The organism is Mucilaginibacter gossypii, from assembly GCF_017569325.2.
Taxonomy (GTDB): domain Bacteria; phylum Bacteroidota; class Bacteroidia; order Sphingobacteriales; family Sphingobacteriaceae; genus Mucilaginibacter; species Mucilaginibacter gossypii.
The window spans coordinates 5,899,109-5,911,487 of record NZ_CP071878.2; the positions used below are offsets into that span (position 1 = coordinate 5,899,109).

The following is a 12,379-nucleotide window of genomic DNA, read 5'->3' on the forward strand; positions in this document are numbered from 1 at the left end:
AAACACACAATATTTATTCCACAATTTAATTATGCGTATTTTTGCGAAAAATCAATAAGTAATGGCAAAAAAAGCTGTTATTGCAGGCTCAAGCGGACTTATTGGCAGTCATCTCCTGCAAATTTTATTGGAACAAGCCTATTATGATGAAGTATTGATCCTGGTAAGAAAAAAACTACCACTACAGCATCATAAATTAAAACAGCTTGTTATCGACTTTGAACAGCCCGAGACATACAAAAACGAGCTGAATGGGCACGCTTTGTTTTGCTGTTTAGGATCAACAAAAAAGAAAACGCCTGATTTGGCTGTCTATCGCAAGATAGATCATGATTATCCGTTATTACTGGCACAATTGGCTAAGCAAAACGGGCTTGAGCAATATCATTTGGTATCCTCCATTGGAGCCGATATAAATGGTGTTAATTTTTATACGAAAACTAAAGGAGAAACTGAAGCTGATATCACAGCTACGGGTATCCCCGCTATTCATATTTACAGGCCATCTTTTTTAGCCGGCGACAGGCAGGAAAGCCGACCAATGGAAAAGTTTTTAAACGGCTTAATGAAAGTTATAAATCCATTGCTTTTGGGAAGCTGGAAAAAATACCAAAGCATTGATGCCTCAACCGTTGCCATGGCCATGTATCTACAATCAACAAAACAAACGACTGGTGTATTTATATACGAGTCGGATAAAATAAAACAACTATCGTGAGTACTTATCTTTCTGCCGAGAACCTTGGCCATCAATTTCATGACAACTGGTTATTTAAAAATGTAACCATAGGTATTAACCGTGGCCGTAAGGTTGCGCTTGTAGGCGTTAATGGTGCCGGCAAATCTACCCTTCTAAAAATATTGGGCGGTACTATAAAACCTACCGAAGGCAAAGTAGTGCAAGCCCGTGACCTTAACATGGGTTACCTGGAGCAGGACCCAAACTTTAAAAACGCAGTCACCATCAGCGATTATATATTTCATGCGGATGATGTGCAGCAGCAGCTCATCCGCAGGTATGAAGAACTGATGGAGAACGATCCGGAAAATACCAAAGCCATTGAAAAGGTAATGGAAGAGATGAGCGAGGTTGATGCCTGGGAGTATGAGTACAAGATCAAAACTATTTTAGGCCGGTTAGATATACATCATCTCAATCAGCATATCACTACCCTATCGGGCGGGCAAAAGAAACGCTTAGCTTTAGCCAAGCTGCTTATTGAAGACCCAGAGGTTTATATACTGGATGAGCCTACCAACCACCTGGATATTGATACGATAGAATGGCTGGAGAAATTACTGACCGAAGGCAACAAAACCATATTGATGGTTACGCACGACAGGTATTTCCTGGATAACGTATGTAACGAGATTTTAGAGATTGACAGAGGAAAGATTCAACCTTACAACGGAAGTTATGGTTATTACCTTGAAAAGAAAGCTGAACGAGAAGCAGCGGACGAAGCCGCATTTCAAAAAAACTCCAACCTGTTAAGGAAAGAGCTTGAATGGATGCGCCGCCAACCGCAGGCCCGTGGTACTAAATCAAAAGCACGTATTGATGCTTATTACGACCTGGAAGAAAAAACAAAGAATGGCGGGATCCGTGACAAAGTCGAGCTGAGCGTTAAAACAGCGCGCCAAGGTAACAAGATCATGGAAATGGATCACCTGTACAAATCATTCAACGGTAACACTTATATCAATAATTTCAGTTATATATTTAAAAAAGGTGATCGGATTGGTTTGGCCGGTAAAAATGGCAGCGGTAAATCAACCCTTTTAAATATCATCACAGGCGCTTTACAACCCGATCAAGGAACTGTAGTTAAAGGAGAAACCACGGTAATAGGTTATTTCCATCAGGCAGGCATTACTTTTAAGGATGATGAACGCGTAATTGATATTGTAAAGAACGTTGCAGAGTTTATCACCATGGCCGACGGTAAAACCATTTCAGCTTCTGCCTTGCTTACGCTGTTCCTCTTCCCTCCTGCCAAGCAATACGGGTTTATATCCAAACTAAGCGGTGGTGAAAAGAAACGCTTGCAGCTAATGAGCATCCTGATGAAGAACCCGAACTTTCTGATACTGGATGAGCCTACTAACGATTTGGATATCGATACATTAAACGTATTGGAAGAGTTTTTAACCAATTACGGAGGTGTATTGATGATGGTATCGCACGATAGATATTTGTTGGATAAGCTGACTGACCAGCTTTTCATTATGGAAGAAAAGGGCCATGTACGCATCTTTAATGGCAACTATTCATCATACCGTTTAGAGTTAGAAGAAGCCAAACAACAAGCTAAAAAACCTGCTCCTGCAGTGCAAACACAAGCACCTGCAGCTAAAAAGAGCAAACTAAGCTTTAAAGAAGCTAAAGAACTTGAAAGCATAGAAGGTGAGATCAATACTATCGAAGCAAGCATTAAGGATAAGAATGATCAATTAAATGCTTCGGGCATCGACCCTAAAAAGCTTGATGCTTTATTAAAGCAAATAGATGTTTTAAATAAACAACTGGACGATAAAAGCGCCCGTTGGATGGAATTAACCGAGCTAAACGAAGGATAATGAAAGCATCGGATATTATAGCATCAATAGGTGTAATTATACTTTTAATAGCGTTTCTGTTAAATTTAACTAAGAAACTACCTACCGAAAGTAAGCTTTACAGCCTGTTAAACCTCATTGGCGCAGGCACCTGTTGCTATGCATCATATATGGTAAACTTCTATCCTTTTGTAGTGTTAGAGGGTGTTTGGGGGTTTGTAGCTTTAATATCATTATTCAGGGTTCCACGTGGAACATCTGTTTAATTGAGATAAATTTGTAGCTAAGTCTAAAATACTAAACAGTAAGTTAAAAGTACCAACGAGAAAATCGGCGAAATAAAATTAAAGTTCCACGTGGAACAAACTTGAATTGAAGAACCATTAAGTCAACATAATACTTAAAACCTGCGACTCAAGACTTACCAAAAGTGGAACAAGGAGGATAAAATGTTTAAGAAATATAATGTAATAGTAGTAGGTGCCGGGCACGCAGGCTGTGAAGCTGCCGCTGCCGCTGCTAATTTGGGTTCATCAGTTTTGCTGATAACCATGAATATGGGTACCATTGCGCAGATGAGTTGTAACCCTGCGATGGGTGGTGTTGCTAAGGGACAAATAGTGCGGGAGATAGATGCTTTGGGTGGATATTCGGGCATTATAACTGATAAAACATCTATCCAGTTCAGGATGCTTAACCAATCAAAAGGCCCCGCAATGTGGAGCCCGCGGGCTCAAAGCGACCGTATGCGCTTTGCAGAAGAGTGGCGTTTATCCTTAGAACGCACACCAAACGTTGATTTTTGGCAGGACACCGTCACCTCTCTGCTGGTAAAAAACAATACTGTAGCAGGTGTTCGTACCTCTATAGGCATCGAAATTGAAGCGGATGCTGTTGTATTAACTAATGGAACCTTCCTGAATGGTGTGATCCATATAGGCGAAAAAAGATTTGGCGGAGGCCGTACAGGTGAGAAAGCAGCCACTGGTTTAACCGAGCAATTGGTTGAATTAGGCTTTGAAGCAGGTAGAATGAAGACCGGTACCCCACCCCGTGTAGATGGCCGGAGCCTTAACTACAGCATGATGGAAGAGCAGTGGGGCGACCCAGTACGAGGCAAATTTTCCTTTACTGACGTACCATTTATAGAAGAACAACGTTGCTGTTGGATTACCTATACCAATACCGATGTACACGAAACATTGAAAGAAGGCTTTGAAAGATCACCCATGTTTACAGGTCGGATCAAAGGTTTAGGTCCCCGTTATTGCCCTTCAATTGAAGATAAGATCAACCGTTTTGCTGAGCGCGATCGCCATCAGATTTTTGTTGAACCGGAGGGTTTAAACACTGTAGAAATCTATGTAAATGGTTTCTCTACCTCCCTACCCGAGGATGTACAATACAAAGCACTCACCAAAATACCGGGTTTTGAGAACGCAAAAATGTTCAGGCCGGGTTATGCCATTGAGTACGATTTCTTCCCTCCTACACAATTAGGTTTAACCTTAGAAACTAAACAGATCAGCAACCTGTACTTCGCCGGCCAGATCAACGGCACTACCGGTTACGAAGAAGCGGCGTCTCAAGGCTTCATTGCAGGCATCAACGCTCACCAAAAAATTAATGATAAACATGAATTGATCCTGAAAAGAGCAGAATCGTACATCGGTGTTTTAATAGATGACCTGGTAACTAAAGGTACCGAAGAACCTTACCGCATGTTTACATCAAGGGCAGAACATCGCCTGTTATTGCGCCAGGATAATGCAGATATCAGGCTCTCTCCTATGGGTCATGAATTAGGATTGATCAGCGACGAGCGTTTAGAAAAAGTAAATCAAAAGATAAAAAACTCTGATGATATTGTGGCTTATACCAAAAGCAAGTCCATCGATCCATCAACAGTTAATACCCTGATGGAAGAGTTGGGTACGAGTCCGCTTGCGCAAAGCACCAAACTATTCAATTTGCTGAGTCGCCCACAGGTAACCTTTAATGATCTTAAAACTGCCGACGCCCCTTTAGCCGAGTTACTTTCGGCCTACGATAAAGAAACTATTGAGCAGGCTGAAATAAAAATCAAATATGAGAGTTATTTCATCAAGGAGATGGAGATAGTAGACCGGATGAAAAAAATGGAAGACCGCGAGATCAATCCAAATTTTGATTATCACACGTTGGTATCGCTCTCCAAAGAAGCACGCGAAAAATTGATGAGGATAAAACCACGCACTTTGGGCCAGGCTTCAAGAATTTCGGGCGTTTCACCCTCCGATATTTCAGTTTTGATGGTTCATGTATCGAGATAAAACGTAAATATCTGATAATTAATTAATTATAAAAAGTCCTTTAAAATCAATTATTTTTAATTTTTAATAGTACTTCTCATAAAAACATAAAAATCGCTTATATCGCCTAAAAACTATGTTAAACACAAAAACGGCTATTTTTTACAAAAATTCAATACTGATTTTTATTGTTTTATTCATTTTTGGATGCGCAGCCCAACAACCACCGCAAGGAGGGCCACGCGACCAAACCCCGCCAAAATTGGTGAAGGCAATTCCCGGAAATAAAACCCGGAATTTTGTCGCCAAACAAATCGACCTGGAATTTGACGAATTCATCAAACTTACTAACGCTTACCAGGAGATCAGCATGAGCCCGGCCATGGAGAAGCCCCCCGAGTATTCATCAAACAAAAGAAAACTAAAAATTGAGTTTAAAGACAGCCTTCAAAAAAATACTACCTACGTTATCAACTTTGGAAAGTCAATACAAGATGTAAACGAAAGTAACATCCTGAAAAATTTCACTTATGTTTTTTCTACCGGCAGCCACATCGATTCACTGAGCATCAGCGGTACGGTAACCAATACCCTCACCCAGGAGAAAGAGAAAGATGTATTGGTATTTATTTTTCCGGTGAAGCAGGACACACTCTTCGGAAAAAAGAAGCCGTCTATTTTTGCCCTCACCGATTCATCAGGAAATTTCGCTTTGAATAATTTAAGAGAAGATGACTATCGCATCTATGCACTAAAAGAAGCAAGTCCGGATAAAATTTTTAACCGCGATGAAGAGTTGATCGCTTTCCTGAAAAAACCCATTCATCTTCGGGCGGATACTTCAAACGTCCAATTAAACTTATTCAAACAAGATCCCGAAAAATTCAGGGTATCCGAAAAACGTTTTGATACTGATGGTAAGCTATTATTGGTATTTAACAAGGGGCTAACACAGCCGGCCATTAAAGTGATTTACCCTGCCAATGTGGATGACAGAAAACAGGTATCGTTTTCACGTACAAAAGATACAGCATCTGTTTATCTGCGTAATATGAACTTCGACTCCCTGCGTGTAGCCATATTTGACAAGGGCAAGCCTATAGATACCATCTATCAACTTAAACGTAAAAATGAAAGCTTTACACGTGTTGTAACAACAAGCTATAACATGGGTAATGACAGTAAATTAAAACCCGGCGGCAATTTGATGATCACGGCAAGCATCCCTATCGAAAACTTCGACCAATCGCAAATTACCTTAAACGAAGATTCTGTCGCTACAAGCGATTACACCATCCAAAAAGATACGGGCAATTACAAATTGCTTAATTTAAAATACAGATGGCGGGAAAGCAGTAAATATGAGTTGGTATTGAATGAAGGCGCATTGACGGATATTTATGGCGATAAAAACAAACGCCTGTCCAAAAAATTCCAGATCAATAAACTGGATAATTACAGCCAGCTCACAGTAAAACTAACTGTACCCGACACGGCCAAAGCATATGTAGTTGAGTTGTTAAGCGAAGACAAAAAGTTAATTCAAAGCGACCCTATAACCAAAAACACTTCATTGGTATATAAAGGAATTCTGGCCGCTAAATACTATGTGAGGATTATTTACGACGAAAATAAAAACGGTAAATGGGATAGCGGGAACGTGAGGTTGAAGCGACAACCCGAAAATATCTGGCTAAATGAAAAGCTCATCACCCTGAGGCCAAACTGGGAAGCGGAGGAGCCGGTGACTATTCCAAAAGAAAAGGTTACTCCTTAAACCAGCCCGAATACATGATATAATTTTGAGGCAACTGCTTCAACATAGCCCTTTGCTCATCAGTAAGGGGCTTTATTTTTTTTGCAGGGATGCCGGCATATAAATAGCCTGATTCGCATATGGTATTTTCCAATACAACAGCACCTGCAGCAATGATCACAAACTCATTTACAACCGCGTGATCCATCACAATTGCCCCCATGCCCACCAATGTATGATCATGTAAAGTACAGCCGTGTACAAGCGCATTATGTCCTATAGAAACACTGCTACCAATGTTAGTTGGCGCTCTTAAATAGGTAGCGTGGATCACTGCACCATCCTGGATATTGGTGTTATTACCAATTTTTATATAATGTACATCCCCACGGATAACGGCATTAAACCACACCGAACAATTATCACCCATAACCACATCCCCTACTATAGTACAGTTTTCGGCAATAAAACAATCCTTACCCCAAACCGGGCTTTTATCTTTTACAGGCAGAATTACAGGCATAGCTTAATCATTAAATTATAATTTAAAAATCCGAAAACTAAATTCCGAAATCCGAAATTTTAGTTATGTTTGAATACAAAATAAGCGAAAATAGCTCAGTCGGTAGAGCGTCAGTTTCCCAAACTGAAGGCCGCGGGTTCGAATCCCGTTTTTCGCTCTTCAAAAACGCTTTCTTTTATGTCATTGCGAGGAGGAACGACGAAGCAATCTCGTAGCTATGCTTGTAGAATATGCAATGACTACGAGATTGCTACGCTCGCAATGACATATTTTATACTAAAACACCGTATCCTGCACCTGCTCAGCATGCTCTGGATAATCAGTAGTATAATGTAATCCCCTGCTTTCTTTACGCAACATAGCCGATTTTACGACAATAAACGATACCTGGATCAGGTTACGCAGCTCGCAAAGTTTAACCGATAGCTTAGTTTTCTTGTAGAAATCTTCAGTCTCTTCGTATAATAATTTTAACCTCCGCAGAGCCCTGTCGAGTCTGAAATCCGAACGAACGATACCTACGTAGTCATTCATCAGCTTCTGCATTTCGCGTACGTTGTGGGTAACCAAGATATCTTCGTTCGACAGCTGCACGCCCTTCTCATCCCAATCCGGGATATTATCGGGGATTACATTATTTTCGAAATTCTTAATTGCGTCCTCGTAGATCCTGTGTGCAAAAACCAACGCTTCCAATAAAGAATTTGAAGCCAAGCGATTAGCGCCATGCAGGCCTGTTGATGAACATTCGCCGCAGGCATACAACCTTAATATAGACGATTGCCCAACATGATCAACCATTATACCGCCGCACATATAATGACAAGCCGGCGCAACGGGAATCATATCCTTGGTCATATCGATACCAATCTCCAGGCATTTAGCATAAATATTAGGAAAATGGTTCAGGATATCTTTTTTACTGCGGTGCCTTACATCTAAATAAACAAAGTCTTCACCCGATTTTTTTATCTCGGCATCAATAGCCCTTGCCGTTATATCACGGGGTGCCAAAGATTTACGCTCGTCATACTCTTGCATAAATTCCTCGCCGTTAGTGCGCTTTAACACGCCGCCAAAACCGCGTACAGCCTCAGATATCAGAAAAGAAGGATACTCGCCGGGATTATACAAAGCTGTTGGATGGAATTGCATGAACTCCATATTACGTACTTTACCTTTAGCACGATAAACCATAGCAATACCATCACCGGTAGCGATGGTTGGATTTGTGGTAACCGCGTAAATATGCCCGGCACCACCAGCAGCCATTACCGTAACTTTAGATAAGATCTTCTCTACAATCTTAGTTTCGGTATTAAACGCATAAATCCCGAAACAGGTGATATCAGTACTTGATTTACCTACCAACTCGCCCAAATGGTGCTGCGTAATTAAATCAACCGCAAAATAATGCGTAAGTATCTCAATATTAGGGTTTTTATGAATTTCCTCTAAAAGCGAACGCTCTATCTCCCAGCCAGTTACATCTTTGTAATGTAACACACGAAACTCGGAGTGTCCCCCCTCTTTAGCAAGGTCATAAACACCCTCGTTTGTCTTGTCGAAATTGGTTCCGTAATCAATAATCTCATTGATCCGCTCGGGACCCTCTTTAACAACAGCTTCAACAACTTCGCGGTCGCAAAGCCCGTCTCCACTTATTAAGGTATCCTGGATATGCTTTTCAAAAGAATCTTCTTTTTTATCCACAACCACCGCAACGCCGCCCTGGGCATATTTGGTGTTGGATTCGTCTTCATTAGATTTTGTAACTATCAGTACCTTACCATGCTTCGCGGCTTTGAGCGCAAAACTTAATCCGGCTATCCCTGAACCCACTACAAGGAAATCAACATTTCGGGTCATATTTTAGATGAATGTGTGTAAAAGTAGCACTAATGTTAATAACAGCTGTATAACCTGTTAAGTTTATGTAAACAAAAAGTGAAAAATAGTTTACAGTGTGTATAACTCCCTTTCTCAGGTCGAATATCAATATTTTTTGAGCGACTTTTACGACGCTTTAGTCATAAAGCTAACATTTTGTCAACCCTTAAAATATTAACATAAAACTTTTTCAAATAAAAATTGATTGTCATACCTATCTAAAAATCAGCATGCTCTTTGGTGGATAAATGTTTATAAGTGTTAATAAATTGTGAAAACTAACTTTTAAAACAAAAATTACTCCGACTTTTGCACATTACCAACACCCTAATAAACAATAGTTCTTTTTAATTTAAAAATTAGTTGTTATTAATTGAATTGTGGAAATGAATACCTTCGAAGAAATAAATCTGAAAGGATACGTGGATGAAGAAATTGATCCGACGCTTGATCTTTTCGCGGAAATTGAAAAATTAAAAAAGCAAAAGAATGCGGTGATCCTGGCGCATTATTACCAGGATGGCGATATCCAGGATATTGCCGATTACATTGGCGATAGTTTGGGATTATCTCAACAAGCCGCCAAAACGGATGCCGATATCATTGTTTTTGCAGGCGTGCATTTCATGGCCGAAACTGCCAAGATCCTGTCGCCAACCAAGAAGGTTTTACTGCCGGATATGAAGGCAGGTTGTTCATTAGCAGATAGTTGTCCGCCACACTTGTTTAAAAAGTTTAAGGAAAACTATCCCGATCACCTGGTGATCACTTATGTAAACTGTACGGCCGAATTGAAAGCTTTAACCGACATTGTTTGTACATCAAGCAACGCTGTGCAGATTGTAGAGAGCTTACCGAAGGATCAGAAGATCATTTTCGGACCTGATAAAAACCTTGGCGCGTACGTAGCCAAAAAAACCGGTCGCGACCTGGTGTTGTGGAATGGGGCCTGTATGGTTCATGAGATATTTTCGAGAGAAAAGATCACCAAACTGAAAGAACGTCACCCGGGTGCAAAGCTGTTGGCACATCCTGAATGTGAGGATGTTATATTGGAAATGGCCGATTATGTTGGTTCAACAACCGGAATTTTAAAATATGCCGGTAGCCACCAGGACAAGGAATTTATAGTAGCGACAGAATCGGGCATTTTACACCAGATGCAAAAGGAAAACCCGGATAAAATATTTATTCCGGCACCGCCAAATAACAACTGCGCATGCAACGATTGCCCGCACATGAAGCGTAACACACTGGAAAAGTTATACCTGTGTTTGAAAAATGAAACGCCTGAGGTAACTGTACCACAGCATATCATTGAAAAAGCAGTAAAACCGATTGAGCGCATGCTTGAGATTTCGGCACAGCTGGGATTGTAGTTCTTTGGGATTACAAAGATTACAGGTTGATTTCACCGATTTTTTGATCGGTTGGATGGCCTTGATCAGGAAGTTATAAACTGGGGAATTGTGGAAAACAGGGAGCTATAAAATTGAAGGTATTTTTAGTGTAAAAGTGCCTTCTTGCTTGTAAAAAGGCTAAAAATAGTAAAAAATTTTTCCGCCAAAGGCGGATATAAGGTATAAAGGTTGCGGTCCGAGAAATTGGGTTATCCACATTATTGTTAAGAAGTATAAAAGCCGAAGGGACGCTGGAGTCAATATATTTGTCGTCCGTTTTTCGATGGTCAACTGATTTGGTTGGTATGTGAGAAAAAAGTGTAAAAAAAATTTCCCGCCTCCGGCGGAAGGTGTAAAGCGGGTTGCGGCCTAAGATGTATAAAAATGTAAATTTAAAAGTCTCCCCTTTTAGGGAAGATTTAGAGGGGCTAATATGTTTGAAAATCAGGATAGAACCAATTTAGAGGAGCTTGGCGAATTTGGCCTTATCGGTCACCTTACGAAAAATATTAAGCTTACTAACGAAAGCTCAAAAAAAGGAGTCGGCGACGATGCAGCTGTACTTGATTTCGCCGGTAAAAAAGTGCTGGTGAGTACGGATATGCTGTTGGAAGGGATCCATTTTGATTTGGCGTACACGCCGCTTAAGCATTTGGGTTACAAAGCGATACAGGTAAACCTGAGCGACATTTATGCGATGAATGGAATAGCGTCGCAGGTTACGGTGTCTATCGGCATGTCGAGCAAATTTCCGCTCGAAGCCATTGAGGAGCTTTACCAGGGGATTTATATCGCCTGTGAAAAATATAATGTGGATTTGATCGGCGGAGATACAACATCGTCAAAACAGGGACTGGTGATCAGCGTAACTTCTATTGGCTACGCCGATGAAGATGACATTGTATACCGCAATGGTGCCGAAGAAGGTGATCTGATTTGTGTATCCGGAGATTTGGGCGGTGCTTATACCGGGTTGCAGCTTTTGGAGCGCGAAAAGCTGATCTACATGGAAAATCCTAATATTCAGCCGGATTTGGAAGGTAAAGACTACATTGTTGAGCGTCAGTTGAAACCAGAAGCTCGCCGTGATGTGGTGGAATTACTGAAAAGCATAGAGGTAAAACCAACCGCGATGATCGACGTATCCGACGGTTTGGCTTCAGAAGTATTGCACATCTGTAAGCAGAGCAACAAAGGCTGTAACCTGTACGAGGAAAAAATTCCGCTCGACCCGATGACCTTTGAAACGGCCCGCGAGTTTAACCTCGACCCTACTATTTGTGCTTTAAGCGGCGGAGAGGATTACGAATTGCTATTCACCGTAAAGCAGGCAGATTACGATAAGATCAAGTTCAAAATGGATATCACGATCATTGGCTACATTACCGAACCATCAGCCGGTTGTAACCTGATCACCAAAAGTGGTACCGTACATGAACTAAAGGCCCAGGGCTGGAACGCGTTTAAAAAAGCTGAGTAATGCTGCAGGATATCTTCGATAAATTTTACCTTAACAATCATCCCGACGGCAAACCGCCGCAGATTTTTGTAAAGGGAATTTTATTGCTTTACCTGGGTTTGCTGATCCAAACATTGAATAACTACCTGGATGGTTTTAATTTTTCGGCCATCCTGTTTGTTTTCGTCGCTGTTGGATTTTTGATCTTTGTTACCGGCGAAGGAAAGAAATGGGCAAGGATATTTCTTTCGGTTTTGATATTGCTGAATGTATTTTTCCTGGGATCATCGTTGTTATATAGTTTTGGAATTCTGCACGATAATTCGCCGGCAAAAAAGGCTATCGAAATGCCTGTTTATCTCATTATTTTAACTATTGTCGAGGTTATTATTGAGCTTTGGGGATGGGCGTTGATGTTTACTAAGCAAGCCGATTGGTGGTTTAACAGGAGAAATAGTAATAGATAAAAACTTTATTTTTAAATCAAACCTAAATCTTTTA

Annotated in this window: 10 protein-coding genes and 1 tRNA gene; 9 read left to right on the forward strand and 2 right to left on the reverse strand. The window is 40.8% G+C overall.

Annotated features, from left to right (window positions below; translation table 11 throughout):
* Positions 1-61: 61 nt before the first annotated feature.
* The 5 genes from J3L18_RS25070 (at position 62) to J3L18_RS25090 (ending at position 6,627) form a co-directional block, all read left to right on the forward strand.
* A complete protein-coding gene (locus J3L18_RS25070; protein WP_129571783.1) occupies positions 62-718 on the forward strand; it encodes an oxidoreductase in 657 nt (218 codons plus the stop codon).
* The gene (abc-f, locus tag J3L18_RS25075; protein WP_129571782.1) at positions 715-2,580 is read left to right on the forward strand and encodes a ribosomal protection-like ABC-F family protein; all 1,866 of its coding nucleotides are present in this window, start codon (positions 715-717) and stop codon (positions 2,578-2,580) included. The genes J3L18_RS25070 and abc-f overlap by 4 nt, the downstream gene beginning before the upstream one ends.
* The gene (locus tag J3L18_RS25080) at positions 2,580-2,825 is read left to right on the forward strand and encodes a CBU_0592 family membrane protein (protein WP_208102383.1); all 246 of its coding nucleotides are present in this window, start codon (positions 2,580-2,582) and stop codon (positions 2,823-2,825) included. The genes abc-f and J3L18_RS25080 overlap by 1 nt, the downstream gene beginning before the upstream one ends.
* A gap of 183 nt (positions 2,826-3,008) precedes the next feature.
* Positions 3,009-4,871 (forward strand): tRNA uridine-5-carboxymethylaminomethyl(34) synthesis enzyme MnmG, encoded by a 1,863-nt coding sequence (mnmG, locus tag J3L18_RS25085; protein WP_129571781.1) that lies wholly within the window; start codon positions 3,009-3,011, stop codon positions 4,869-4,871.
* Positions 4,872-4,986: 115 nt separating this feature from the next.
* A complete protein-coding gene (locus tag J3L18_RS25090; protein WP_129571780.1) occupies positions 4,987-6,627 on the forward strand; it encodes an Ig-like domain-containing domain in 1,641 nt (546 codons plus the stop codon).
* Here the strand turns inward: J3L18_RS25090 and J3L18_RS25095 are convergent.
* On the reverse strand, positions 6,617-7,129 hold the full coding sequence (locus J3L18_RS25095) for a gamma carbonic anhydrase family protein (RefSeq protein ID WP_129571779.1): 513 nt from the start codon (positions 7,127-7,129) through the stop codon (positions 6,617-6,619). The genes J3L18_RS25090 and J3L18_RS25095 overlap by 11 nt on opposite strands.
* A gap of 84 nt (positions 7,130-7,213) precedes the next feature.
* Between J3L18_RS25095 and J3L18_RS25100 the strand changes: the two genes are divergently transcribed.
* Positions 7,214-7,286, forward strand: a tRNA-Gly gene (locus tag J3L18_RS25100).
* 119 nt (positions 7,287-7,405) lie between these two features.
* Here J3L18_RS25100 and nadB read toward each other — a convergent pair.
* On the reverse strand, positions 7,406-8,998 hold the full coding sequence (gene nadB, locus J3L18_RS25105) for an L-aspartate oxidase (RefSeq protein ID WP_091174824.1): 1,593 nt from the start codon (positions 8,996-8,998) through the stop codon (positions 7,406-7,408).
* Positions 8,999-9,405: 407 nt separating this feature from the next.
* Here nadB and nadA point away from each other — a divergent pair, with 407 nt between their 5' ends.
* The 3 genes from nadA (at position 9,406) to J3L18_RS25120 (ending at position 12,345) form a co-directional block, all read left to right on the forward strand.
* Positions 9,406-10,398, forward strand: coding sequence for a quinolinate synthase NadA (gene nadA, locus J3L18_RS25110; RefSeq protein ID WP_090532733.1), 993 nt, complete (start codon positions 9,406-9,408; stop codon positions 10,396-10,398).
* A 454-nt stretch (positions 10,399-10,852) separates the two neighbouring features.
* On the forward strand, positions 10,853-11,899 hold the full coding sequence (gene thiL / locus J3L18_RS25115; RefSeq protein ID WP_129571778.1) for a thiamine-phosphate kinase: 1,047 nt from the start codon (positions 10,853-10,855) through the stop codon (positions 11,897-11,899).
* Positions 11,899-12,345 carry a hypothetical protein gene (locus tag J3L18_RS25120; RefSeq protein ID WP_129571777.1) on the forward strand — a complete coding sequence of 149 codons (447 nt, stop codon included), beginning with the start codon at positions 11,899-11,901 and terminating at the stop codon, positions 12,343-12,345. The genes thiL and J3L18_RS25120 overlap by 1 nt, the downstream gene beginning before the upstream one ends.
* The last annotated feature ends 34 nt before the right edge of the window (positions 12,346-12,379 follow it).

What these genes read in the sequence shown, in the direction of transcription:
- J3L18_RS25070 (WP_129571783.1), top strand. Translation starts at nt 62, where the DNA reads ATGGCAAAAAAAGCTGTTATTGCAGGCTCAAGCGGACTTATTGGCAGT.
- J3L18_RS25080 (WP_208102383.1), top strand. Translation starts at nt 2,580, where the DNA reads ATGAAAGCATCGGATATTATAGCATCAATAGGTGTAATTATACTTTTA.
- mnmG (WP_129571781.1), top strand. Translation starts at nt 3,009, where the DNA reads ATGTTTAAGAAATATAATGTAATAGTAGTAGGTGCCGGGCACGCAGGC.
- J3L18_RS25090 (WP_129571780.1), top strand. Translation starts at nt 4,987, where the DNA reads ATGTTAAACACAAAAACGGCTATTTTTTACAAAAATTCAATACTGATT.
- J3L18_RS25095 (WP_129571779.1), bottom strand. Translation starts at nt 7,129, where the DNA reads ATGCCTGTAATTCTGCCTGTAAAAGATAAAAGCCCGGTTTGGGGTAAG.
- nadB (WP_091174824.1), bottom strand. Translation starts at nt 8,998, where the DNA reads ATGACCCGAAATGTTGATTTCCTTGTAGTGGGTTCAGGGATAGCCGGA.
- nadA (WP_090532733.1), top strand. Translation starts at nt 9,406, where the DNA reads ATGAATACCTTCGAAGAAATAAATCTGAAAGGATACGTGGATGAAGAA.
- thiL (WP_129571778.1), top strand. Translation starts at nt 10,853, where the DNA reads ATGTTTGAAAATCAGGATAGAACCAATTTAGAGGAGCTTGGCGAATTT.
- J3L18_RS25120 (WP_129571777.1), top strand. Translation starts at nt 11,899, where the DNA reads ATGCTGCAGGATATCTTCGATAAATTTTACCTTAACAATCATCCCGAC.